This is a genomic window from Virgibacillus chiguensis, assembly GCF_900129865.1.
Classification (GTDB): domain Bacteria; phylum Bacillota; class Bacilli; order Bacillales; family Amphibacillaceae; genus Virgibacillus; species Virgibacillus chiguensis.
Map to the genome: position 1 here is coordinate 239,882 of NZ_FQXD01000005.1, position 24,721 is coordinate 264,602.

General features: G+C 37.3%; 21 protein-coding genes. 17 read left to right on the top strand and 4 right to left on the bottom strand.

Annotated features, from left to right (window positions below; translation table 11 throughout):
* Positions 1 to 257 precede the first annotated feature (257 nt).
* From BUB45_RS08035 to nhaC, 12 genes are all read left to right on the top strand, one after another.
* Complete coding sequence (locus BUB45_RS08035) at positions 258 to 1,253, top strand: TAXI family TRAP transporter solute-binding subunit (RefSeq protein WP_073007100.1); 996 nt, start codon at positions 258 to 260, stop codon at positions 1,251 to 1,253.
* A gap of 1 nt (position 1,254) precedes the next feature.
* The gene (locus tag BUB45_RS08040) at positions 1,255 to 1,722 is read left to right on the top strand and encodes a DUF1850 domain-containing protein (protein WP_073007101.1); all 468 of its coding nucleotides are present in this window, start codon (positions 1,255 to 1,257) and stop codon (positions 1,720 to 1,722) included.
* Between the two features lie 125 nt (positions 1,723 to 1,847).
* Positions 1,848 to 3,998 (top strand): TRAP transporter permease, encoded by a 2,151-nt coding sequence (locus BUB45_RS08045; RefSeq protein WP_073007103.1) that lies wholly within the window; start codon positions 1,848 to 1,850, stop codon positions 3,996 to 3,998.
* Positions 3,999 to 4,272: 274 nt separating this feature from the next.
* Positions 4,273 to 4,647: a hypothetical protein gene (locus BUB45_RS08050; protein WP_073007105.1), complete on the top strand. Its 375-nt coding sequence runs from the start codon at positions 4,273 to 4,275 to the stop codon at positions 4,645 to 4,647.
* On the top strand, positions 4,593 to 5,393 hold the full coding sequence (gene yidC, locus BUB45_RS08055) for a membrane protein insertase YidC (protein ID WP_073007106.1): 801 nt from the start codon (positions 4,593 to 4,595) through the stop codon (positions 5,391 to 5,393). The genes BUB45_RS08050 and yidC overlap by 55 nt, the downstream gene beginning before the upstream one ends.
* Positions 5,394 to 6,221: 828 nt before the next feature.
* Positions 6,222 to 6,719: a GNAT family N-acetyltransferase gene (locus tag BUB45_RS08060; protein WP_073007108.1), complete on the top strand. Its 498-nt coding sequence runs from the start codon at positions 6,222 to 6,224 to the stop codon at positions 6,717 to 6,719.
* A gap of 84 nt (positions 6,720 to 6,803) precedes the next feature.
* Entirely contained in the window at positions 6,804 to 7,175 is a 372-nt protein-coding gene (locus tag BUB45_RS08065) for a hypothetical protein (RefSeq protein ID WP_073007110.1), read from the top strand.
* A 639-nt stretch (positions 7,176 to 7,814) separates the two neighbouring features.
* Entirely contained in the window at positions 7,815 to 9,161 is a 1,347-nt protein-coding gene (locus BUB45_RS08070; RefSeq protein ID WP_073007112.1) for an aminotransferase family protein, read from the top strand.
* Positions 9,162 to 9,642: 481 nt separating this feature from the next.
* Entirely contained in the window at positions 9,643 to 11,052 is a 1,410-nt protein-coding gene (locus BUB45_RS08075; RefSeq protein WP_073007113.1) for an APC family permease, read from the top strand.
* A gap of 1,002 nt (positions 11,053 to 12,054) precedes the next feature.
* Positions 12,055 to 12,450 (top strand): thioesterase family protein, encoded by a 396-nt coding sequence (locus tag BUB45_RS08080; protein ID WP_073007115.1) that lies wholly within the window; start codon positions 12,055 to 12,057, stop codon positions 12,448 to 12,450.
* A gap of 15 nt (positions 12,451 to 12,465) precedes the next feature.
* Positions 12,466 to 13,596: a Leu/Phe/Val dehydrogenase gene (locus tag BUB45_RS08085; protein WP_073007117.1), complete on the top strand. Its 1,131-nt coding sequence runs from the start codon at positions 12,466 to 12,468 to the stop codon at positions 13,594 to 13,596.
* Between the two features lie 389 nt (positions 13,597 to 13,985).
* Positions 13,986 to 15,407, top strand: a complete 1,422-nt coding sequence (gene nhaC, locus BUB45_RS08090) for a Na+/H+ antiporter NhaC (RefSeq protein WP_073007119.1) — start codon at positions 13,986 to 13,988, stop codon at positions 15,405 to 15,407.
* 711 nt (positions 15,408 to 16,118) lie between these two features.
* Here the strand turns inward: nhaC and BUB45_RS08095 are convergent.
* Complete coding sequence (locus tag BUB45_RS08095) at positions 16,119 to 17,663, bottom strand: ABC-F family ATP-binding cassette domain-containing protein (RefSeq protein ID WP_073007120.1); 1,545 nt, start codon at positions 17,661 to 17,663, stop codon at positions 16,119 to 16,121.
* Positions 17,664 to 18,274: 611 nt separating this feature from the next.
* On the opposite strand from BUB45_RS08095, the gene BUB45_RS08100 reads away from it, so the two are divergent.
* The 5 genes from BUB45_RS08100 (at position 18,275) to qoxD (ending at position 23,015) form a co-directional block, all read left to right on the top strand.
* Positions 18,275 to 18,781, top strand: a complete 507-nt coding sequence (locus BUB45_RS08100; protein ID WP_073007122.1) for an SdpI family protein — start codon at positions 18,275 to 18,277, stop codon at positions 18,779 to 18,781.
* A 392-nt stretch (positions 18,782 to 19,173) separates the two neighbouring features.
* Entirely contained in the window at positions 19,174 to 20,139 is a 966-nt protein-coding gene (qoxA, locus tag BUB45_RS08105; RefSeq protein WP_073007124.1) for a cytochrome aa3 quinol oxidase subunit II, read from the top strand.
* 47 nt (positions 20,140 to 20,186) lie between these two features.
* Entirely contained in the window at positions 20,187 to 22,133 is a 1,947-nt protein-coding gene (gene qoxB, locus BUB45_RS08110) for a cytochrome aa3 quinol oxidase subunit I (protein WP_073007126.1), read from the top strand.
* Entirely contained in the window at positions 22,133 to 22,729 is a 597-nt protein-coding gene (gene qoxC, locus BUB45_RS08115; protein ID WP_073007127.1) for a cytochrome aa3 quinol oxidase subunit III, read from the top strand. Before qoxB ends, qoxC begins: the two co-directional genes overlap by 1 nt.
* 1 nt (position 22,730) lies before the next feature.
* Entirely contained in the window at positions 22,731 to 23,015 is a 285-nt protein-coding gene (gene qoxD, locus BUB45_RS08120; protein WP_073007129.1) for a cytochrome aa3 quinol oxidase subunit IV, read from the top strand.
* An 80-nt stretch (positions 23,016 to 23,095) separates the two neighbouring features.
* On the opposite strand, the gene BUB45_RS19825 is transcribed toward qoxD, so the two are convergent.
* Genes BUB45_RS19825 through BUB45_RS08125 form a run of 3 tightly spaced genes read right to left on the bottom strand, consistent with a single transcriptional unit; the run spans position 23,096 to position 24,716 of the window.
* The gene (locus BUB45_RS19825) at positions 23,096 to 23,242 is read right to left on the bottom strand and encodes a hypothetical protein (protein ID WP_170861730.1); all 147 of its coding nucleotides are present in this window, start codon (positions 23,240 to 23,242) and stop codon (positions 23,096 to 23,098) included.
* A 47-nt stretch (positions 23,243 to 23,289) separates the two neighbouring features.
* A complete protein-coding gene (locus BUB45_RS19830; protein WP_170861731.1) occupies positions 23,290 to 23,436 on the bottom strand; it encodes a hypothetical protein in 147 nt (48 codons plus the stop codon).
* Between the two features lie 20 nt (positions 23,437 to 23,456).
* Complete coding sequence (locus BUB45_RS08125) at positions 23,457 to 24,716, bottom strand: helix-turn-helix domain-containing protein (RefSeq protein ID WP_073007131.1); 1,260 nt, start codon at positions 24,714 to 24,716, stop codon at positions 23,457 to 23,459.
* Positions 24,717 to 24,721: the final 5 nt, after the last annotated feature.

Below are 24,721 nucleotides of genomic sequence, written 5' to 3' on the forward strand. Positions count from 1 at the left end.
CTAAATAGGAAGGCGACTAAAAACGGGCTGGCCGAGGGCGTCGGCATATCCCTGTTTTAGTGCCAGGCTTCCTAAAACTTTCGTTGTTTCGCTCCACTCGCTACGTTGCTAACCGGGCGCCCCGAGCCTTTGTTCAGTGTAATTAGAAGTAAATATTTTGAACAAAATGACCAAAACGCACATTATGTTCAAAATATTTATATTTTTAATTGGAAACGTTATCATTTGAACCATAACAATGGAGGGGGAGAGGAGTTATGCAGAAATATATATTCCTTATTATGGTCATTATAGGTCTGTTTTATTTAGCAGCTTGTAGTGGGGATGATAAAGCAAATAATTATTCAACGGCTAGCAATGGAGAGGCACAAGCAATTGTTTTTGGAACAGGTGGCACATCCGGAACCTATTATCCGATAGGAGGTGCTTTGAAGCCAGTTTTTGAAGAAAGTGAATTTGTAAATAATGTAACTGTTGAATCTACAGGTGCATCTGTTGCTAACGTTCAAAATATGCAGAATGGATTGAATCAAATGAGCATTATCATGAGCGATATTGGATTTGAAGCAATAGAGGGAACAGGTCAATTTGATGGAAGCTCTATAGATGTCGAAGCGCTGGCGGGTATGTATCAAAATGTTGTCCAAATTGTTGCTACTGCTGATAGCGGGATTGAGAATGTGGAAGATTTGAAAGGGAAACGTGTTGGTGTTGGTAAAGTAGGATCTGGTGTGGAACAAAGCGCACAGAAGGTACTAGAAGTAATGGGGTTATCCTATGATAATCTTTCTAAAGTTACACATACAGGTTACGCTGATAGTGTACAGGAAATGAAAAATGGCAATCTAGATGCAGCGTTTTTTACTTCTGGTGTCCCGAATAGTAATATTACAGATCTAATGCAACAAAATGATGTGGTGTTTGTAGAAATAAAAGCAGATATAGCAAACACTTTAATGGAAAAGTATCCGTTTTACAAATCGTTTACGATCCCAGCAAATGATGAGACGATGTACAATCTGGAGGAGGAAGTAACAACGGTTGGTATTCAGAACTTAATTGCGGTATCCCCTGACTTAAATGAAGATATTGTATATGATTTAACAAAACGCTATTACGATTATTTAGGGAGTGAAGAGATCTCTATTAACGCTTTGAAATCTTTGGAGAGAGATCAAATAGCAACGGATTTAATCGTACCATTGCACCCCGGAGCGAAAAAGTTTTATCAAGAGCAGGGGTTGGTAGACTAATGTGAGGATACGTTATGTCCGCCGTGTTTTGCTTGTTTTATGTTTCTTGATTGTCAGTTTTATTGGGATGCTCTTTTTTCCAACGAGAGCCATTGTTGTTTTACAAAATGACACTATTATTTATGCATTTCCTGAAAGTGAGGGTACGTTTGCGTTGGAATGGGTGCATTCTGTTGAAAAAGAAAAATGGATAGAAAAATTCGAAGTGAATGATCGTCAAATTTTTTTACAATCTACAAAGTTTAAAACGTTTGGAGCAGGGGTGCCTGCAACAACAGAACAAGTAATCAAACAGAAAAACGGCTGGTTAGTTGTAGATGTACATCGAGAAATTGGGAGTGAGCTAGTGGTTCGCGCTACAGAAATAAACCATTATAAGTTTATCTTTAAAGGGAAGTATTATCCAATGGCAGCTAGTGATGCTCCTTATGTTATTAAAACGGAACGTGTTCCTTTTTTTGCACTATAGGAAAGTATTTTTGGTGTTTATATATAAGATAATGGACGGCGTTTTTCGCGATAGGAATTAGCGACAAGCCAAGTTTTTCTAATATTTAGTAGTCTGTTCCCAATAAAGAGTAGTGAGGTGAAATAATGAGCAGTGGAGATAAGTTACAGGATTACGAGAGAGAAAGTAATGTACGTACGCATTTGCCTAGAGGTGTTCGGATGCTATTTGTTGGAATAGCTGTAGCCTTAGGGCTTTTTCATCTTTACACATCCTATGGAGGTGCGCTTGTTGATATAAAACAACGTAGTATTCATCTATACACCTTAATGATGCTAGCATTTTTATTGTATCCTATAACAAAGAAGAAAAAACGCAACAAAATACCAATTTACGATTATATGTTAGCAGGTGCATCGCTCGTTTTAGGAATCTATATGTTAGTGTCAGCAACTAGAATTATTGAGTCAGGCGGGCAAATTAATCATATAGACGTGTATGTAGGAATGGTCGTTATTATTGTATTATTTGAAATAACGAGGAGAGTAACCGGATGGGGGCTAACATTATTAGCTTTCGGTTTTCTCGTTTATGGATTCTATGTCAAACTCTCTATCTACCCTCAATTGACGTGGGACATTATTATAAATGCTTCAAGTGGGATTATAGCTCATCTTGTTTACATTACTGAAGGAGTGTTAGGCACTGCGATAGGTGTATCCGCTAGCTATATTATATTATTTATTCTGTTTGGCGCCTTTTTAAGCAAATCAGGCATGGGGCAATTATTTAATGATATAGCCATGGCTGTAGCGGGTCATACCAAAGGTGGGCCAGCTAAAGTTGCTGTTTTAGCTAGTGGTTTTCTAGGCTCGATTAATGGATCAGCTATTGCAAATGTTGTAACAACAGGTGCCTTTACCATCCCACTGATGAAAAAAGTTGGCTATCATAAAAATTTTGCTGGAGCTGTAGAGTCTGCTTCTAGTGTAGGTGGACAAATTTTGCCGCCAATTATGGGGGCTGCAGCTTTTATTATGGCCGAAAACCTAGGAATTCCGTACACTACTGTCATTCTCGCGGGAATTATTCCAGCATTGCTATTTTATTTTGGGATTTTATTACAAGTTCATATTAGAGCATCAAAGCTTAAGCTAAAAGGGCTAGACAAAAATGAGTTACCCACTGTGAAGACAGTTTTAATGAAGCGCGGACATCTTTTAATTCCAATGATCATTCTTTTGTATTTATTATTTAGTGGGAAGACGCCTTTCTATGCAGCTTTTTGGTCAATTATAGCTACAGTTCTCATTACCGGGACTGGGAAAATGTTATTTATTAGCGGCGCTGTTTCACTTTTTCTCTTGTTTGAACCGCAAATTGGCGCAGTTTTGGCAGGTGCGAGTATACCAGAATTACGCGACAATTGGTTCGAGTTAGGAAGCATTATTACCATTCCATTGGTGATCAATTTCGTACGTAAGCAGGCACAAGTAAAAGCGGAAGAAATTCATGTGAAAGATTTTGTAGATGCATTAGAAAATGGTGTAAGAACAACGATTCCAGTAGCCGTAGCTTGTGGAGCTGTTGGTATAATTGTAGGTGTAAGCTCTTTAACAGGTGTGGCTTTGGAAATTGCAAGTTCTATTGTTAGCATTGGGGATTTGATCCAAAGCCCATTTTTTCAACTGCTTATTACATTATTTTTAACCATGATAGCTTCTATTATATTAGGAATGGGTCTTCCAAGTATACCAACGTATATTATTACGAGTACTATGGCCGCTCCTATTCTGTTACAATTACCATATTTCCGTGAATTGACTGGCGCAGGTGAATCAGCCGTTTTTGTTGCCCACATGTTTGTTTTTTATTTTGGAATATTTGCAAATATCACCCCTCCAGTGGCATTGGCTGCATTTGCAGGTGCAGGTATAAGTGGTGGAGAGCCGATGAGAACAGGATTTCAAGCAATGAAATTAGCTATAGCGGGTTTTATCGTACCGTTTATGTTTGTTTTTTCTAATCAAATGTTAATGATGGATGCAACTATTGGGAATATACTCGTTATAATGGCGACCTCATTAACGGGGGTATTCTTACTATCTGTAGCCGTAGAAGGTTATTTGAAGCGCCCGTTTGCTTGGTATATCCGAATTATTGCTACGATAGGAGCTTTATTATTAATATATCCAGGAGTGTGGACAGATATGGCGGGGCTTGTTGCTTTGCTTTTTGTACTAGTAACAAGTTTAAAGAGAAAAAATGGACAACCGGCGTCAGAAAATGTGATTTAGCTGGTTTGAATTGATCTGGTTAGATTTCTAAAGTTAAAAGATGAAGTCATACTTGAAAAATGTTTCCATAGGGAGTAATTTTCTTCCACTACCCTATAGGAAAGGATAAAATTCTTTAGTTTAGACTTGCCTTAGGTCGTCGACATACCCTTGTTTTAGTGGTATCATTCCTAAACTTTAGTCGATTTGTTTCACTCGCTACGTTGCTAAACGGGTGCTTGCATCGTATGTTATAATAAGAGCAGTTGCAGTCAGATAAGGAGGTGAATATAAAATGATTGATTTGCTAAATGAACTGATGAATGATGCCTCTCCCGTTTATTTTTATTTGAGCATTCTTTTTACGTTGTCATCAGCCTATTCGTTTACAGCTATTCAGCCTAGACATATAATGGAGTCTCGCTATCTACAAATAAGAGAATACCATAATGAACGCTATCGTTTATTACCAATCCAAGAGTTATTTGGTATGTGTGATGAAATTTTCCAATGGGTTGTTAAAAAAGCAAACCGAATTACTGCCCCAGATGATGATGCAGATCACTCTTTCTTCTCGTTTAAAGGTCAAAATGTAATACAACGAGGAGGAAAAGAATGCACAATCATTTTATATTCACATTTTTCAAGAGGTACGGCGTTATTAGTTTAGGTTTTCTATTTTTGCTGACGGGGTGTCAGGCAGACGGTGGGATGATGGGTTTTCAAAATCCATTTCCGCACATGATAAAATATGTTGCGAGTTTGCTTGGGGATGATTATGGCTTATCCATTGTGTTAATAACTATACTCATTCGCTTGTTGCTCATGCCACTTGCATTTAGTCAAATGAAAAAAGGGGCAAAAATGAAAACGAAGATGAAAGAAATGAAACCAGAAATGGACGCTCTTTCACAAAAATATAAAAATAAAAAGGATGCTAGCGCAAAAGCAGCTATGCAAAAAGAAATGATGCAGTTGTACCAAAAGCACGAATTTAACCCAATTAGTTCGATGGGATGTTTGCCAATAATGCTCCAATTCCCTGTCGTCATTGCGTTTTATCATGCTATTCGAAACTCGCAAGAAATAGCGACACACTCCTTTTTGTGGTTTAATTTGGGAGAAGTGGACATTATTTTGCCATTTATCGCAGCAGCTGTATATTTCTTGCAATCCCGTTTTTCATTAATTGGTATGGATGAGAAACAAAAGAAACAAATGGCGATCATGGGTTTGATTTCCCCGATTATGATTGGCTTTATTTCCTTTAGTACAGCAGCGGCATTGCCTTTGTATTGGACAGTTAGTGGTACGGTTCTTGTTATACAAACTTTAGTTGCTAAAAAACTATATTATCGTGAACATTTAAGCAATAAAGGCAATGCAATGGAGAAGTTAGAAACGACATCATCGTAATTGCTTACAGTAAATTGTTTATATTATTGATGGTTGCTTGAAATAGCTAATGGCTTTAAAGTAGTTTGTTGTTTTTTCGTTTTATTATAGGGAAGCATACAATATTTTGCGGATTCCATTGGATTAATATAACAAAGGCTCAGGGCGCCGGTTAGCAACGTAGCAAGTGGAACGAGATTTATGCTCCTGCAACAGGAGTATACCGGCGCCCTCTTTAGTCGGCCTTCCTATTTTAGAACGAACCGATGATGATTGATCGTAGGGCAATGGAGTGAAGTCGCCTAGTTGCTGGTCGCTGGAGCCAGACGTGGCTAAATAACTTAGTAAGTTTATCCACAGTTGCTAAATTTTATAATTTGCTAGACCATTTTAAAAGACCAAATCGCTTCTTGATTTGGTCTTTTAAAATGCCAATAAATGTAAAGTTACTTAAGTTCAGCATTCTTTCGCTTGAGTTTCATGAAAAGTCGTTGAAGTTCACAAGATAGTTACTCGAAGTTCACAATGAAGTCGCTGAAGTTCACAATGATGTACGTTGCTACCTGCCGAATTCACTGAGCTTATAAACATCATTACGCTCGAACCCGAACTAGTATTTTTTATTTGCAAAACATTTTCTCTAAGAGTAACGAGTAGGATTAGACAATTTTTAAAAATGATGGTGCACTTTTGGAATAACGTTTCAGTTGGGCCTATCAATTTCTTATATCGCTCTATTGGTTAAGAAGCCTACATTGTATTTCGTATGAAACTTATATAGATTTTCAATAAATTAAATGTATGCTATTATTATGAAAAATATTTTTTATTGAGGAAGGAGCACGTCTATTGGGATTATCAGTAAGAAAGGCGAATACAACAGATATAGACGATATAAAACAAATCTTAATGGAAGCTGCACGTTGGATTAAAAGACAAGGAATTAATCAGTGGGAATTCCTGTTAACAGACAATCAAGATGAAGAAATAAAAACAAATATAGAGGAAGGGACAATGTATGTAGCTGAAATGAATCATAGAATTGTTGCTACATTTTACCTTGGTTCTACTCAAACCGAATTTGATATAAAGATATGGGGGGAAAGAAAGGATACCGCCTGTTATTTACATCGGTTGGCTGTTCATCAAGATTATCGCGGAAAACAGATCGGAAAACAAGTTATAGATTGGATAGTGTCCCATTTAGATAAAGAGACTGTGCTTAGATTGGATTGCGTTGCTGAGAATCCGGGGTTAAATTCGTTCTATCAACAATACGGGTTCAACTTTGTGGGAAAAGAAAAAGAAGGGGAAAAAGAGTTCTCTTTATATGAAAAATGGATATAATATAGGTGTTTAATTTTTACTTATTCTATTAACTGTATAATAGGTAGAGTTGTGCCAAATTCTACAAAAACATGGAGGTGTAACATGAACATAAATACTGTAAATAGGTCATTAATGCTTTGGGATAATGGAATAAAAAATAAAGAAGCGACATTGTATTCAAAAGATGGAAATAACGAAAAAGACAAAAGGGATGGAAAGGTAGAAGTTGTAACAGTTAACGGACGCACAAAAACGTATTTGGTGTTAGCTGACGGTAAGAGGATTTTAATTGCAGATGAAGTAAGTAAAGATCAATTGCAACAAAATGTTAGTTCGCAAGAGCAAAAGGAAAGCAACGCTTCTGAAACAATGGAATTTTTAAACCACCTATTGGGGGTTGGATCTTCAAGTTTCGTAGGCTTTCAGGTCAGTAATCTTCAAGAAGAAAAAAGTTATGGACGAGAAGAGAATTGAAGCCATTGGTATAGAAAGCTATTTAACAAAATAGCCTATAGTGTTATATAAACGTTTGTTTTAAACGTCATAAACTTTTGACAGCACTTGGGTTGTACACATGCGACGTATACGTTTGATTTCTGTGAGCGGCGTGGTCAGTTACTGACCACGCTTACTAGTTTGCGCGCTTATAAAATATCAACAAATTGCTAAGTGACTTACGAGAAATAAAAAATTATCATTGCATCTTGATTGAATTTTCGGTAAAATTAAATTATTAAAATTGAATACTATATAGAAGGCTAGATGAAAATGAACGTCAAAAAAGTTGACGAAGCAAAGTAAGACTCTAGACCTTTTGACAGGGATAAGCTGCTAAATCTAATCGACTTTACTGTTGAAGTAAAGCGGATCATTAGGTAAAAACCAGTTATAGGGACAAAGTACAATTTCGTACCATTTGTCTTTATGGCTGGTTTTTTTGCACGATAGGGAAGTGAAAATGATAAGTAAAACGACGGCCACTGCCATACAGACTTGGCAATAGCCGAGTTTTTCTAATTTTTATTCTCTGTGCATTAGTTAGAAAAGGTATGGAGAAATAGGGCATTCCATATAAATGGAATATACTAAAATATTTTAGAGGGGGAATGAACAATGAATAGTTTGACCGAGTTGGATAAGAAGCATTTTATCCATCCAACATCATCGATACAAGAGCAACAACAGAAGGGTGCGAAGGTAATCATGGAAGAGGGGGACGGTATTTATTTAACAGATATTACTGGTAAAACATATATCGATGCTGTTTCTTCTCTATGGAATGTAAATATCGGACATGGAAGAGTAGAATTGGCAGAAGCTGCTGCTCAACAAATGAAAAAAATGGCATTTAGTTCTGCTTTCTCCACGTTTAGTCATGAGCCAGCAATCAGGCTCGCTGAGAAAATTGCTTCTATAACTCCAGAAGGATTGAATGCGGTGTTTTTCACATCAGGAGGCTCTGAATCAAATGACTCAGCGGTGAAGCTTGTGCGTCATTATTGGAAAATACAAGGAAAACCAAACAAGCGAAAAATTATTTCTCTGAAACGCAGTTATCATGGTGTGGCTGCTGCTTCTACAAGCGTAACGGGAATTCCAGAATTTTGGGGAATGGCTGGTCATATGATGACAGACTTTCTTCATGTCGACACCCATTATAATAATACGACAGAGCAAGCCGTTCAGTCACTTTGTCAAGCGATTGAGGAAGCAGGTCCAGAAACAATTGCAGCTTTTTTTGCGGAACCTGTTCAAGGAGCAGGAGGAGTTATTATACCGCCTGAGGACTACTTCACTAGAATAAGAGAAGTTTGTGATGCTTATGGCATTCTATTTGTGGCAGATGAAGTGATTACGGGTTTTGGAAGAACAGGGAAGATGTTTGGAATCGAGAATTGGGATGTTATTCCGGATGTCATGACTTTTGCTAAAGGAGTGACAAGTGGTTATTTTCCTCTTGGAGGGGTTGTTGTCTCTGATCCCATACATGAAGTGTTAAAGAAAAAATCTGTCGGTACGCTATTTCATGGTTTTACTTATAGTGGACACCCAACTGCTGCCGCGGTCGCATTAAAAAATATAGCAATAATAGAAGAAGAACGTTTGGTAGAGAATTCAAAACAGATGGGAGACGCGCTTTTACATGGATTAAAAAAGGTAAAAAAACGTCTGGAAATTGTAGGGGATATCCGATTTGTTGGATTGCTAGGTGCAGTCGAGCTGATGCAAAATCCGGCTACGAATAAACCCTTTTCCTCCAATTTACAGGTAGCTCCTAAAGTAATAGAAGTGCTACATGAACTTGGGGTTGTTTGTCGCAGTGTTACGTACGATCATACGAATATTATTTGCTTTGCCCCTCCGTTAATTATTAATCAGATGCAGGTGGATACTTTAGTGGAAGCTATCTATGAAGCCATTTTGCAAGTACAGCAACAGCTTGGAATAAAAGCGGAGTAAAATTCCTTTAAATTTTTAAAGACAAGGATGGAATGCGTTCCTCCCTCCTAGGTGCTGTGAGACTCCTGCTTCAAGTGTGGAAGAGGTGAGTTGAACCATGGGAGATAACAGCACCTTAAAAATCCCTTTCTTCATAAGAGAGCTTCAGTCCATCCCTTTGGGGTACGAAACAATCAGAGATGGGATAAAAGAAAGATTCCTTTCATTGGAGATTCCCTTTTTTGCCTTTATTATTGTCATTCTATGTCGTTCATCTGTTTCATACAATAAATAACTTCTTGTGACAATTTTTAGAGTATTCATAAATCCGTAGATAATATTCGGAAATATCCCGATGTACAAAAACCATATGTAATTTTTCGAATCCGATAGGTTAAAGCGTATGTAGAAGTAAAATGGTGGCTTACGTTATAAAAGATTCAATGCGATAAGTCAGCTTTTTCTAATGCTATAGACCTTGAATGAAAAAGGAGGAAGTGTATTGAATGATTCGGATAAGCTTTTAAAGATACTTAGTAATAAAGATGTGCTGGCACTTGCTTTTGGAGCAATGATTGGCTGGGGATGGGTTGTTACCTCGGGACTATGGATTACAGAAGCGGGCTCTTTAGGGGCTATTCTGGCATTTGCAATTGGTGGTTTACTTGTAGTGTTTGTAGGTTTAACATACGCTGAATTAGCTTCCGCTCTTCCACTTGTTGGTGGGGAGCATGTATACACATTTAAAGCAATGGGGAGAGGGGCTTCCTTTGTAGCGACATGGTCAATTATTCTTGGCTATGTATCTGTGGTAGCTTTTGAAGCTGTTGCGTTGCCAACTGTATTTGAATACATGGTGCCTAATTATAGTCAAGGATATTTATATACCATAGCAGGATGGGATGTTACAGTAACCTGGGCGGGGGTCGGCATGATTGGTTCTCTAACAATAGCTTGGATTAACTATCGTGGTATTAAGTTAACAACTGTTATTTCTGTAATTTTAACCGCTTTCATTCTTGCGGCAGGAATCATGTTAATTACCGGAAGTACATTTGGTGGAAATATGGACAATATGCAACCACTCATTAAAGCAGGTACAACGGGTATATTTACTGTAATTATTATGACGCCTTTTATGTTTGTAGGCTTCGATGTAATACCTCAAGCAGCGGAAGAGATTAATTTGCCACAGCGGAAAATTGGTCAACTTCTCATTGTATCGGTTATTTTAGCAGTTATCTGGTATATTGCCATTATTTTTGGAGTATCACGTATTTTAAATCCAGCAGAACTTGCTGCGTCAAATTTAGTAACAGCTGACGCTATGGCAAAAGCGTTTGGAGATAGTAATTTAATGGGCAATGTTCTCGTACTCGGTGGCATTGGAGGTATTATGACAAGCTGGCTTGGCTTTTATGTTGGCGGGAGTCGAGCCATTTATGCGTTAGCAAATGCTGGAATGCTACCAAAGGCTTTGGGGAAATTACACCCGAAATACAAAACACCTTATCGAGCCATTATATTAATTGCACTACTTTCAACAGCAGCACCATTACTTGGCAGACCCTCCCTTGTCTGGTTAGTTAACTCAGGTGGGTTAGGGCTTGTGGTTGCATGGCTAATGGTGTCCATTTCATTTATTTTGCTAAGAAAAAGGGAGCCACATATGAATCGGCCTTTTAAACTACCTGGTGGAACTTTCATTGGCTGGATTGCTGTACTTATGTCTATTGGAGTGATTATACTTTATATGCCTGGCATGCCATCTTCTTTAGCATGGCCGTATGAGTGGTTTATTATCGGGGCATGGACCATTTTAGGATGTATTTTGTATACTTATTCAATAAAGAAGTATGGGAAATCATATGCTAACGAATATATGAAGAAAGAGTTAGATCGGATAGCTTAGTTTATTACATGAGTAAGAAACCTTATAGCTCGTTTGGAACGAGCTAACATGAATAATGAACAACCTACGAGAATTTCGTAGATAAGTGATTTTGTATATTATAGAAAAGCATAGGCTTTAGCTGAAAACGAAGTCTGTCTCTAAGCCTCTATGGTGAAAGCCTTCGTTTTGCCCATATTGTTCATTTTGTAGAAAAATGGAGGTAACAAAATAGTGTAGTTTTAGTACAATAGTTATATTCAGAAATTATTGAAAAAACAAACTAGATAAACGAACAAGGGGGAACTTACATGCGTATTGTCAAACAAGAATCAATTCATCTACAAACGTATGCTATTTTGAAAATAGAAATATTAGAAGGAGCGTATCGACAAGAAGAGCGTGTTGTGGAAGCCCTACGCTAAGTCATCATCAATTTGTAGTAAATAGGAAGGCCGACGAAAGACGGGCTTGTCGAAGGGCGCCGGCATAGGGCGCCGGCATACTCCTGTTGCAGGAGCAGAATTCCTAAAACTTTCGTTAATTCGTTCCACTCGCTACGTTGCTAACGGGACGCTTGCACCTTTGTTCTTCAAAGCATAAGAAATCATAAAATGAGGTGCTAATGGACAGCGAAATAAATAGTCGCATTTGGCTCCAGCGCCTAACAACTAGATGACTTTACGAATCATTAAAATATAGTGGAGGTACCTATCGTTTACAGTCCTCTGTTGACTAAGATACTATATTATATTAAAATATATCAAAATACACAATATGCTGAAAAATTTGGAAACGAAACATTATCGCTTACGATTGAGGTATATAAAGTGATTCTGCCATCCGTAGGGGGTACCTTTCTTCCCCTTAATAATTGTTTGTACCTCAGGAGAAGGCCTAAAGACTGTAAAAGATTTGGAAATAAAATGCTGTTGCCTTAGATTTATCCAGCTCTCTTTTTTCCAAATCTTGCAATGGGAGTCTAACAGTATTTTATATCTGGGAAAAGTGAGGTGTAGTGAAGTGAAAGAAGGTTTATATGTTGGCCAATCGAAGCAGATGACGGTAGAAGTAACAGAGGAAATGGTAGCCCAATTTAATGGAGAAGTAATTCATCCTGTGTATTCAACAGCCTCTATGGTTTATCACATGGAATGGGTGTCAAGGCAATTACTCATTCCTTATTTAGAACAGGATGAAGAAGGAATGGGCGCTGCAGTAAGCGTTGAGCATATTGCTCCTTCGGGTGTAGGTACTACTATTCATTTAGAGGCTACTGTTATAGAGGTGAGTAAAAGAGAGCTACTGACAAAGGTTTACGTAACAAATGAGCATGGAAGGATTGGCAAAGGAAAGGTAAAACAAGTAGTCTTACCGAAAGAAGTTATTCAAGAAAAAGTGCGTATCGCAACGAAGTGAGAGGAGGATTTAGAATTGAAGCAAGTAGAACAATTGCAAGAGGTAGACCTGTTTCAAAAGATAGCGAATCACGAGCAAGTTGTTTTTTGTAATGATCGTCAGTCTGGGTTGAAAGCAATTATAGCTATACATAATACGACGCTAGGACCTGCTCTAGGCGGCACACGTATGTATCCTTATTCAAGTGTTCAAGAAGCTTTGGAAGATGCCCTTCGTTTATCGGAAGGGATGACAGCGAAATGTGCAATAAGTGACGTAGATTTCGGAGGAGGTAAGGCGGTCATCATTGGTGATCCGAATAAAGATAAATCCCCTGCTATGTTTCGAGCGCTCGGTCAGTTTGTAGATTCATTAAATGGCAGATTTATCACCGGAACGGATATGGGAACAACGATGAACGATTTTATTCATGCAGCCAAGGAGACGAAATTTATTAATGGCATTCCAGAATCATTTGGAGGAAGTGGTGATTCATCTATACCAACTGCCAAAGGCATCCTATATGCTTTAAAAGCGACGAACCAGTTTTTGTTTCACAACAATTCTCTTCATGGTAGGGTGTATGCCATACAAGGTTTGGGAAAGGTTGGAAGAAAAATTGCTGTACATTTGTTAGAAGCGGGTGCATTTGTCTATGTTACGGATACGAATGAAAGCGTTATCAAAAGTTTTTTAAATGAAGTGAGAGATAAGCAACAATGTATTCAAGTTGTTAGTGGAGAAGAAATTTATCGAGTACATGCTGATATTTTTATGCCGTGTGCAATAGGGGGAATTATTAATGAAAAAACAATTCCATTGCTCAACGTAAAGGCTGTGGTTGGGTCAGCTAACAATCAGTTAGCATGTGATAAATATGCAGGGTCTTTGACTGAAAAAGAGATTCTTTATGCGCCAGATTATATTGTTAATGCAGGGGGTCTTATTCAAATTGCTGATGAGCTGTATGGAGTGAATAGAGAACGTGTACTAGAAAAGGTAGCTTCTATATATGATACAATACTTCAATTATTTAAGGATGCCCAAGATGCTAATATTACCACGGTAGAAGCGGCACGTAGAGAATGCGAGAGAATGTTAGATGAGCAGCAGCACCGAAATAATTTTTATAGTCGTAGCCGAAGACCCAAATGGGATATAAAGTAACATTTCAATTCGTGGATAGTTGTCACTTATCTCTTCATACTATATGGAAATAACTTACATTTTTCACAGGAAAGTTAACTTAGTCGCAGTTGTTCCCACCTAAATTTGTTTAGCGCACATCTCCAAACTTTAAAGGGAGTTACGCACAAGCTTATATGTAAAAAGCAATGGGAGTAAAAATAACACCTAAATCCCAATTTGTTCAAAGGCCTTTAGGTCATACTCTTGGGCTACTAAAAATCAACAAAATTCTTCACTGATTGAGATTTACTTTATTTATTTCATAAAGCATGGAGTAAGTTAACGAGGTAAAACGCTGATGGAACATTGGATACGTTACTTCTTATTTTTACTTTCATTAAAATATTATAAGGGAAGGGGGCAAAGATATGTACCGTATAAAAGCTGTCCAATCGCCTTCGCTTCAAGAATCTCTATTTGTAACAGTGCTTATTATATGTATCATTAGTTTGAGTATCATTTTTGTAGAAGCAGCACCACATGTTCCGCTAATTATTTCTTTACTAGTTCTTTGCGTTTATGGGATATTCAAGCGGATTCCATACAGGCTTTTGGAGCGAGGGATTGCTGAAGGAGCCAAATCTGGAATGGGAGCAGTTTTTATTTTTTTCTTTATCGGGATATTAATTGCTGTCTGGATGGCAGGTGGGACGATTCCGACTATGATGTACGCAGGATTCCAGTTGGTGACACCAAATTTTTACTTTGTCATTGTCTTTATTGTCACTGCTCTTATTGGGCTTGTCGTCGGTAGCTCTTTAACAACGATTGCTACAGTAGGTGTTGCCTTTATTGGTATTTCCGGAGCAGTTGATGCTTCTTTAGCTATTACTGCGGGCGCCATTGTTTCTGGGGCATTTTTTGGAGATAAAATGTCGCCATTATCAGATACAACGAATATGGCATCATCCACATTGCAGGTAGACTTATTTGAACATATAAAGAATATGATGGGAACAACGATTCCCGCATTTATCATTACGTTACTTATTTTTTTCTTTATCTCGCCTAAACTAACAGATGCCAACTTCGATAAAATGGCTGCATTCCAAACAGGGTTATTAAAGACTGGTTTAATTCATTGGGAAAACGCTGTTATTCCTCTTCTCGTGTTACTTATTTTTTCAATTAAAAAGGTGCCAGCTATTTTAACGTTGGCAGCTGGGTCCATAACCGCTATAGGCATTATGTATCTTCATCAATCTCTATCTATAGCTGCTCTTTTTGGTACACTTATGGATGGATTTCATTCCAATACAGGGAGTGATGCTATTGATGCTTTGTTAACGCGCGGTGGAATTAATGGCATGTTATTTACTATTAGTCTTGTGTTACTTGCCCTAAGTATGGGTGGGTTACTGTTTACACTCGGAATAATTCCTCGCTTACTTGTATCCATTGATCATCTTTTAAATAGAGTGTTTTCCGTTGTCTTGGCTTCTGCTACTACGGCAATTGGAATTAATGTTTTAGTTGGTGAACAGTATTTATCTATTTTGTTAACGGGTGAGACATACCAACCTCGCTATGCTAAGGTAGGCTTGGAAAACAAAAATTTATCTAGAGTTTCTGAAGATGCTGGAACAGTGATTAACCCTCTCGTGCCATGGAGCGTGTGTGGCGTTTTTATTACGTCCGTGTTGGGCGTATCTACTTTGACTTACTTACCATTTGCATTTTTCTGTTTACTTTCTCCACTATTAACGATTTTATATGGATTTACCGGTTGGACATTAACCTATACGAAGCAAAATGAAAGTTTTACCAATGAAGCTATAGTAGGAGAGTAGAGGGTAAATTCATTTTTCACACTAGGTTTTATAGTAGATGAACAACGAAGGCTTTTTCCATAAAAAAGGCAAAAATTCTTCGTTGTTCTAAAAAATAATGTCGTATTTCCCGGGAAATATTTTGTAGAATAATAAGTTTTTTAAAAGACAAGAAAGTATAAAATTTGATACTATGGCATAACCAAATAACCGATGGGCTCCGTCCGGATCTAGCGCTCAGCAACTAGGCGACTTCACTCCATTGCTCTAAGCTAAGTTATCATCGATTCGTTCTAAATAGGAAGGACGACTAAAGACGGGCTTGCCGGAGGGCGTCAGCATACTCCTGTTGCAGGAGCATGATTCCTAAAACTTTCGTTGATTCGTTCCAGTCGCTACGTTGTTAATCAGGCGCCCCGATCCTTTGTTAGGATATTATAAAAGTTTAAAGGTTTATAGTGAATGGAAAATAAAGGAGCTTCACCTTAAGGTTTGGTGAGAAGCCAGTATTGGAAATTGAATTCGTCAACTAACTACGCGTCTACAGCACCTAGATACTATTTTGTTGAAGTGCTACGGTTATATACTTGAACTATGAAAATGTAAAAATTGGAAGTATCCCCATCGTAAAAACTACAGCGTGTGTAAAATGAGGTAATTAATTAAGTTTTTATGTATGGTGTAGCAAGCACCCCATGGATGTTCGCTACACCATTTGACACCTTCTAGATATTATTTCCAATCTTCCATGTTCCAAATGGTAGTGATCCAATTTTCATAAAAGGCTCGTTCATGGGAAACAAGTATTAATGTTCCGGTATATTGTTGTAAAGCTTCCATAAGAGCGTCTTTTGTCGCAACATCTAAGTGATTGGTCGGTTCATCTAAAATTAGCACATTGCTTTTAGCAAGCATTAGCTTGCATAACCTTACTTTTGATTGTTCTCCACCGCTAAGAGAGTGCAGCTTTTGAAAGATATGTTCTGAGCGAAGTCCGCAACGCGCTAACGTTTTTCTTATTTCTTTTTGGGTCAAATCAGGATACGCGTTCCAGACTTCTTCTAAGGCCGTATGTTTTCCGACCGCTGGCATCTCTTGTTCAAAATAAGCGGGTCGCACGCGATCGCCAATGCTTACAATTCCATTTAGGGGCGGTAGCTTTCCTAGTAATGTCTTTAAAGTGGTCGTTTTCCCTATTCCGTTATGTCCTGTTAAGGCGATTTTTTCACCACGTTGTAATTTTACATTTACACCAGAAAACAAGGCTGTTTTATAGCCGATAGTTAAGTCTTTTGATTCTAGTACGACGTTTGCCGGTTGTGCTGAAACGGAAAAGTTGAAAACAGGTTTTGGGTTATGGCTTAGCTTTTCCACACGTTCCATTTTGTTTAGCTTCTTTTCTCTACTTTTCGCTTGTTTGGCGGTAGAGGCACGTGCTTTATTTTTTTGAATATAGGTTTCTAATTTGCTAATTTCTTCTTGTTGTTTTTGATATGCAAGGTAAATTTGTCTTCTTCGTAGTTCATATGCTTGAAGAAAGTGCTCATAATTTCCCGGGTACCTTGTCAATTGCTTGTGCTCAAGGTGGTAAATACATTGCACGACTTTGTTCATAAAACCTGTGTCATGTGTAATGAGAATAAAAGCATGCGGATACGTTTGTAAATAGGATGTGAGCCATGCAATATGAGCAGTATCTAAGTAGTTTGTCGGCTCATCTAATAATAAAATATCAGGCTCTTCTAGCAGTAACTTGCCCAGCAATAGTTTTGTTCGTTGTCCGCCACTTAATTGACTTACGTCTGTTTCCAGCCCAAGTTGTGAAATTCCAAGTCCTGCCGCTACTTCTTCTATTTTAGCGGGAATTTGATAGAAGTCATGTTGATCTAATTTTGCTTGAAGTTTGCTATAGTGATGCAATAATTCATCTAGGTTTTCTGGTTTGGCAGAAGCCATCTTCCCTGTAATAGCTAGCATTTCTTCTTCGGCTAAAAATAAATCTTGAAAAGCTGTTTGTAAAAACTGTCTGATTGATTGACCGCTATTTAGGTGAATATGCTGTTCTAAGCTTCCAACATGGGCTTTAGGGTGCCATTGTACAGTTCCTTCATCTGGGATTATATGTGTAGTAAGAATGTGAAACAGGGTTGATTTCCCAGCTCCGTTAGGTCCAACAAGCCCAATATGCTCTCCCTTTAGTAATCGAAAAGATATATCTTTTAATACGGTTTTATCACCATAACTATGGGTTAAGTTTTGCACGTCTAATAAACTCATGATCATCAATTCTCCTTTTTGCTAATAGTTATCAAATAAATTGCTTGCAAGTACAAGGAGATACTACGCGAACGAAATGGATGATAAGAAGCTCCATTAGAGCACGTGCTTATGCTATTTATAGCATATAAAAAAGCAGAGCGCACGGCCCTGCTCAAAACTGATGAAATGAGTATATACGTATCTTTCATCATATTATATAATGAGTTCAGGTAATTATCCGCTGCTTGTACCTTGCAAGGCTTGTTTTGAAAAAAGGGCATACTTCTCCCGTCGTTAAGCACAAGCAATTTGAAGCACAGCAGATAATAACATAGATAACCTTCACTCCTTTGATTTGAAATTTAAGAATTGTACTATTAATATAGCACACTGTTATTAAATAATGCAACGATTCTTAAAATCCTTATGTGTCATTTTTGATGGTGAACCAACCTGTACTAATGGGGCGTATGCAAATTTTCTTTACTATCTTTTAGGTACTTATTAAGAGTATAAAGGTTTATAGTAGAAGAAAAATAAAGGCTTTTGCCATAAGAATTGGCGTCGAGTAAGTTGTTCTAACATATAAGTGAAACTGTTATAAGAAATGCGGAAAGGAGGGAGAAGTGATGAAAAAATCTTCCAAGCGACCACAAATGAAGATTCCTAAGACATGGGGAGAGCGAATTTGGAATGCTATTGGTTATACGATTTTTTTAGGAACAATCATTTTTGTTATGCGGGTATGGAAATATGTACCAAATGAAGTGCCGGCTCATTTTAATAGTGCCGGTGAAATCACGCGTTGGGGTTCAAAATGGGAATTGCTTATCATACTTATACCCGGCATTTTTACTGCGACATTTATGGGGGTGATGGAAAGGTACCCTGAATTACATAATTATCCAAAGCGCTTTAATGAAACAAATGCCAAAGCTTTTTATTTGCATAGTAGAAAAATGATGAATCAATTAAAGAACATTTGTCTGATTATTTTTTCAATAATTACATTGGAAAGTATTTTTATAGCAATGAACTGGTGGGAAGGTTTAGGTGCTTGGATGTTACCACTTCTTATTACATTCACTTTTTTCCCGTTAATTTTAAGTTTCATGAAACGAAGGAAAATTAAATAGTAGTGAAGGATAGCATTCATGTAACTTTCTAAGTCTAGATCATTCTAGGCTTATTTTTAATAGTTATTATCTAATCTTGTGACTAGTTAATCGTTTTATGTTTAAAATTGGCTTTCAACAATCCATGTACATTTGTGAATTTATGATCAAAATAAACCATTATATTCCTTAAATGACACAGTTAATGATAATTTCTATTAATATACGAAAATTGTACATTAAATTTTCGTTAATTTGTAACACATTTCGTGAACATTTATTGACAGTTTAAGTATGGGGTTGTGCTCAAAAATATGTGGGATTATGATAATTAAACGGTAATTTGTTTAAAAGCAAAATACTAATTCTAAAATATATTACAACAACATGAATCTAGGGGGAGGGGTATCCTTATGAAATTGAAATGGGCCATATTAGGAGCTCTATTCACATTAACAGCAGTACTAACTGGCTGTGAACCGTTAACGGTGCTTGATCCAAAAGGTCCACAAGCACAAACGCAAGCAGATGTGATTTGGATCTCTATTGCGATTATGGCATTTATCGTTATTACTGTATTTGTAATGCTAGTATATATACTTATCAAATATCGAGGTTCGAAACAAGCCGATTCCTATGAGCCTCCACATATTGAAGGAAATAAAATAGTAGAAAGTATTGTAGTAGGAATACCAATTATTATTGTGGCTGTGCTTTCTATTATTTCTGTACAAAGCACGTATGATGTAGAGGCTAAGCCAGAAGGATATGGAGATAAAGAACCATTGGTTGTTTATGCGTCTTCTTCTGACTGGAAATGGCATTTCAGCTACCCAGAACAAGATATTGAAACAGTCAACTATCTTTATGTGCCAACAGATAGACCGCTAGAATTTAAGTTATATTCTTATGGACCAATAACAAGTTTTTGGATTCCACAGCTAGGCGGGCAAAAATATGCGATGTCAGATATGATTACGACATTACATTTAGCAGCTGATGTTCCAGGTGAATTTATGGGACGTAACTCCAATTTTAGTGGGGAAGGGTTTGCTGAGAACACGTTTAATGTAACGGCAATGCCACAGCAAGAGTTTGATGATTGGGTAAAAGAAGTAAAGCAAACGGCTAAACCATTAACAGAAGAAAAATTTGATGAGTTACTGGAACCTGGTCATTTAGGACAATTAACATTTACGGGAACTCATTTGGGCTTTATGCCTCCACCAAAAGGACACCATGAGGGTCATGGGGCAGGTGGAGAGGACCATAGCGAGCATTCTTCGCATGAAAGTGAAAGCTCAGAGCATTCCGAACATGATAACAATAACAATGAGCATAATCATGAATCAGATGAAGCGGCAAGTCACAACGAGTAAGCATTCCGTCGGTTTACAACAGGATTTTCCAGAAGGGAGAAGAGAGAATGGAGTTTTTTGAACGATTTGCCATACCGCATCCCAGTCCTGCCATATATGCATCTATGGTTGCTATCGCTCTAACGACCATTGCGGTCGTTGTAGGGTTAACCTATTTTAAAAAATGGGGTTATTTATGGCGCGAGTGGTTGACAACGGTGGACCATAAAAAAATAGGTATTATGTATATGATTTCTGCATTATTAATGCTATTTCGGGGTGGAGCAGATGCGTTAATGATGCGCGCACAAACGGCTGTACCTGAGAATACATTACTTGATGCACAGCACTATAATGAAATTTTTACAACACATGGTGTCGTGATGATTATTTTCATGGCGATGGCGTTTATTATTGCATTAATGAACTTTGTCATTCCGTTGCAAATTGGTGCACGTGATGTAGCATTTCCACGCTTAAATGCACTTAGTTTTTGGCTTTATTTTATGGGGGCAATGCTCCTTAATATATCATTCGTTATTGGTGGGTCACCAAGTTCTGGTTGGACATCGTATTTTCCGCTTGCAGGAAATGAACTCAGTCCATCTGTAGGAACGAATTATTACATGCTTGCACTGCAAATATCGGGATTAGGTACGCTAATAACGGGGATTAATTTTATCGTAACGATTTTAAAAATGCGTGCTCCAGGTATGACATTAATGAAAATGCCAATGTTTACATGGGCTGGTTTAATTACAAACGTTATTATCGTATTTGCGTTCCCAGTATTAACGGTTGCTTTAGCAATGGGTACGATGGACCGTTTATTTGCAACTAATTTCTTCACTACGACAGACGGTGGTATGGATATGCTTTGGGCCAACCTGTTTTGGGTTTGGGGCCATCCAGAAGTATACATCTTAATACTTCCTGCATTTGGTATATACAGTGAAATTATTCCAACGTTCGCTCGCAGGAATTTATATGGCTACACAACGATGGTTGTTTCCATGGTCGTTATATCTTTATTGTCCTTTGTCGTTTGGGTACACCACTTTTTTACGATGGGGCAAGGTGCGCTTGTAAATAGTATCTTCTCTATTACAACAATGGCGATTGCCGTACCGACAGGAATAAAAATATTTAACTGGCTGTTTACGATGTGGAAAGGGAAGATCCAGTTTACTGTTCCGATGCTGTATTCGTTAGGGTTTATTCCAATCTTTACGATTGGAGGCGTGACAGGAGTTATGCTAGGTATGGCTTCTGCGGATTATCAATATCATAATACGATGTTCTTAGTAGCCCACTTCCACTTAGTTATTATTCCAGGTGTCGTATTTGCTATGATCGCTGGTTTAACGTACTGGTGGCCGAAAATGTTTGGCTTTATGCTAAATGAACGAATTGGTAAATGGGGCTTCTGGTTTATTGCTGGAGGTACAGTTCTAGCATTCTTCCCAATGTTTATCTCTGGTTTAGATGGGCAAGCACGTCGTATGTATACCTACTCAGAAGGAACAGGCTTTGGAATTTGGAATATGCTTTCCTTTGTCGGCGCCATCGGTTTAGCGATCGGTTTTGCGCTGCTTGTATACAATATCTACTATAGTACGAGATATGCGTCTAGAGACATTGGAGACGATCCGTGGAATGCGCGTTCTTTAGAATGGGCAACACATAATCCAGTACCTGAATATAACTTTGCGATTACACCGCAAGTGAACTCTAGTGAGGCTTTCTGGGATGCGAAAAAACGTGGACATAAACTATTTAAAGCTGGTTACAAAGATATTCATATGCCAAACAATAGTGGAATTCCATTTATTATGAGTGTGTTTTTCTTCATCTTCGGTTTTGCGTTTATCTTTAGTATGTGGATTACGGTTATCGTTTCATTAATTGCTATTTTAGCTTGTATGACATACCGATCCTTTGAAAAGGATGATGGTTATCATATTACTGCTGAAGAACTAAAGAAAGCAGAGTCGGAATTGCGAGGTGCTAAATAATGCAAATAGATAAAACAAAACCACTAGAGTATAGCACAGAGCAAGGACGTTTAAATATTTTAGGATTTTGGATATTTATTGGTGCTGAAGTGATGTTATTTGCTACCCTGTTTGCCTCTTACTTTACATTAGTGGATCGAACTGGAAGTGGTCCTTCAGGATCGGAAATTTTTGAACTAACCCCTGTTTTAATCGAGACGTTACTTTTATTGACAAGTAGTTTTACAATCGGTCTTGGCGTGCATGCAATGCGATTAGGTCGTACAAAGGCAATGCTAACCTTTTTTATCATCACGTTAGTATTAGGTCTTGCTTTTCTAGGTGTCGAGATTTATGAATTTGTGCATTACGTACATGTTGGAGCAGGTTTACAAACGAGTGCGTTTACGTCTATTTTATTAACGACACTAGGAACACATGGACTACACGTAACCTTTGGATTGTTCTGGGGTACTATGATCGTCATGCAAGTGATGAAACGTGGGCTAACACCAGCAACAGCGAATAAATCATTCATTTTCTCCCTTTATTGGCACTTTTTAGATGTCGTTTGGATTTTCATCTTCAGCTTCATCTACTTGAAAGGAATGATGTAAAATGAAGGAATTATTTCCAGCTAAACACGTATCGGGTTTTGTGTTCTCGCTCATTCTTACAGGTGTCGCCTTACTTGTTTATTTCATGGATATGTCATTTGCTGTAGGTATGACTATCCTTGTCATTACCGCATTTGCCCAAGCAACGTTGCAGTTAGTCGTCTTTATGCACGCTGGCGAATCATCTGATAAAAGATCGATTTATATTAGTGTCATATATGGAATTGTTATAGCTATCCTCACTGTTTTAGGTACGCTATTAGCAATGATTTGGGGTTATGTATAAAATAGAAGAAGAGCTATCCAGATGTTGTTGGATAGCTCTTTTTGCTCAACATGTATAAAAGTGACTACAGGCTAAATTTTCTAGATCTCACTTGTATTATCGATGGATGTAGCTATAGGGACATTTCCAAACCCTGCTAGTTTGTCGTCCTTTTGCACATTATTAGTAAACAAAATGCCACCAATTAGAAGTGCTCCACAAGTAAATGAGACAATTAATTTTTTCATATTATTCCTCCTTACAATATAGTAAATACTACAGGCTATAGTAGTGTCTAAAAATCACTTGTATTATCGATGGATGTAGCTATAGGGACATTTCCATACCCTGCTAGTTTGTTCTCGTTTCCACCATAGCTAGTAAACAAGATTCCACCAATTAGAAGTGCTCCACAAGTAAATGAGACAATTAATTTTTTCATATATATTCCTCCTTACAATTTTAATAATTGATCATAACACTATTAGCTAACTTATAATACTGTGTAGATTTTTTATACTTCCCTATTTTTTCAAAATGCGATGCTACTAATGTTGCATAAAATATTAAGTATTGATAGAATTTTTTTTGCTTTAAATATGGTAAAAATACATCTTCTAATACTATGGTAAGTTTGTTCAACTCTCCATTTAGCAAGTGTGTATATACTTGAAGGGTGTAATGATAAAATTTATAGTATTCTTCGTCTTGAGCTAGATGTAGCGCTTCTCTCCCAAGTTGCAAATATTTTTTCGTTTGTTCGTATTCCTTATTTTGGTAGAAGTTTTTTATTAAACTGGTAATCACTTCTAATTTAATTTTATAATCTGTATCTGTAGTGTTTAGGGCGATTAAATAGTTTTCAATAGATTGTTTTGAATCTCCAATGCTAAAATAAAACATACCTAGATTAAGATAGGCTAACTGGATCACTTCTTTATTGTTGCTTAACTTACCTAGATACAACGCCTGATTATAATTTGTTAATGCAAGTTCATTCATTTTAATTCGTTGGTATGAAATCCCTAGCAAGATATGACATTGCGCACAGCGTACAAAATTGTACTCTTGTTGAAACACGACCATAGCTTTGTTAGCATAATTAATCGTTTCTAATCCATTGGATAATTCGCAATATTCAATAGATATCGCATAATGCAAATCAGCAACTTCACTTTCGTTAATATCAGCTAATTGAATCGCTTTCTCTGCTTGTTGATAGCAATGTAAAGATTGTTGAAATTTTTCTTTAAAGGAGTAGTAATTTCCTTTAAATTTATTCCAGTAATATTTATGCGTAGCATTAAATGCGTCGGCCATTTCGTGCAGTTCATTCATCTTATGTAAAGCACGTTTTAAGTCGCGTAAGACTACATAATAACGAATTTGATGAATTTCAAACATGATAGTTTGGTCGTTAATACTTCGATTCATTACTTCTTGCAATTCTTCAAATTTAGCTATCATTTCTTCTTTATCAAAACGGTCATAGAGGATGTCATACCATTGCTTACATTTTTCTTCTAATTGTATATCTGGCGTTTCTACAAGTTCAATGTCTAGGCGATTACAGAGCGATTGAATGATTTCTGGGTTGGCTTTTGCTTTTTGATTTTCTATTTTTGATAAATAGGATAAAGAAACAATACCTGCTGATAATTCTTCTTGTGTCATATTACGTTTCGTTCGCTGCAATTTAATAATAGAACCTATGTCTAACAAATAGA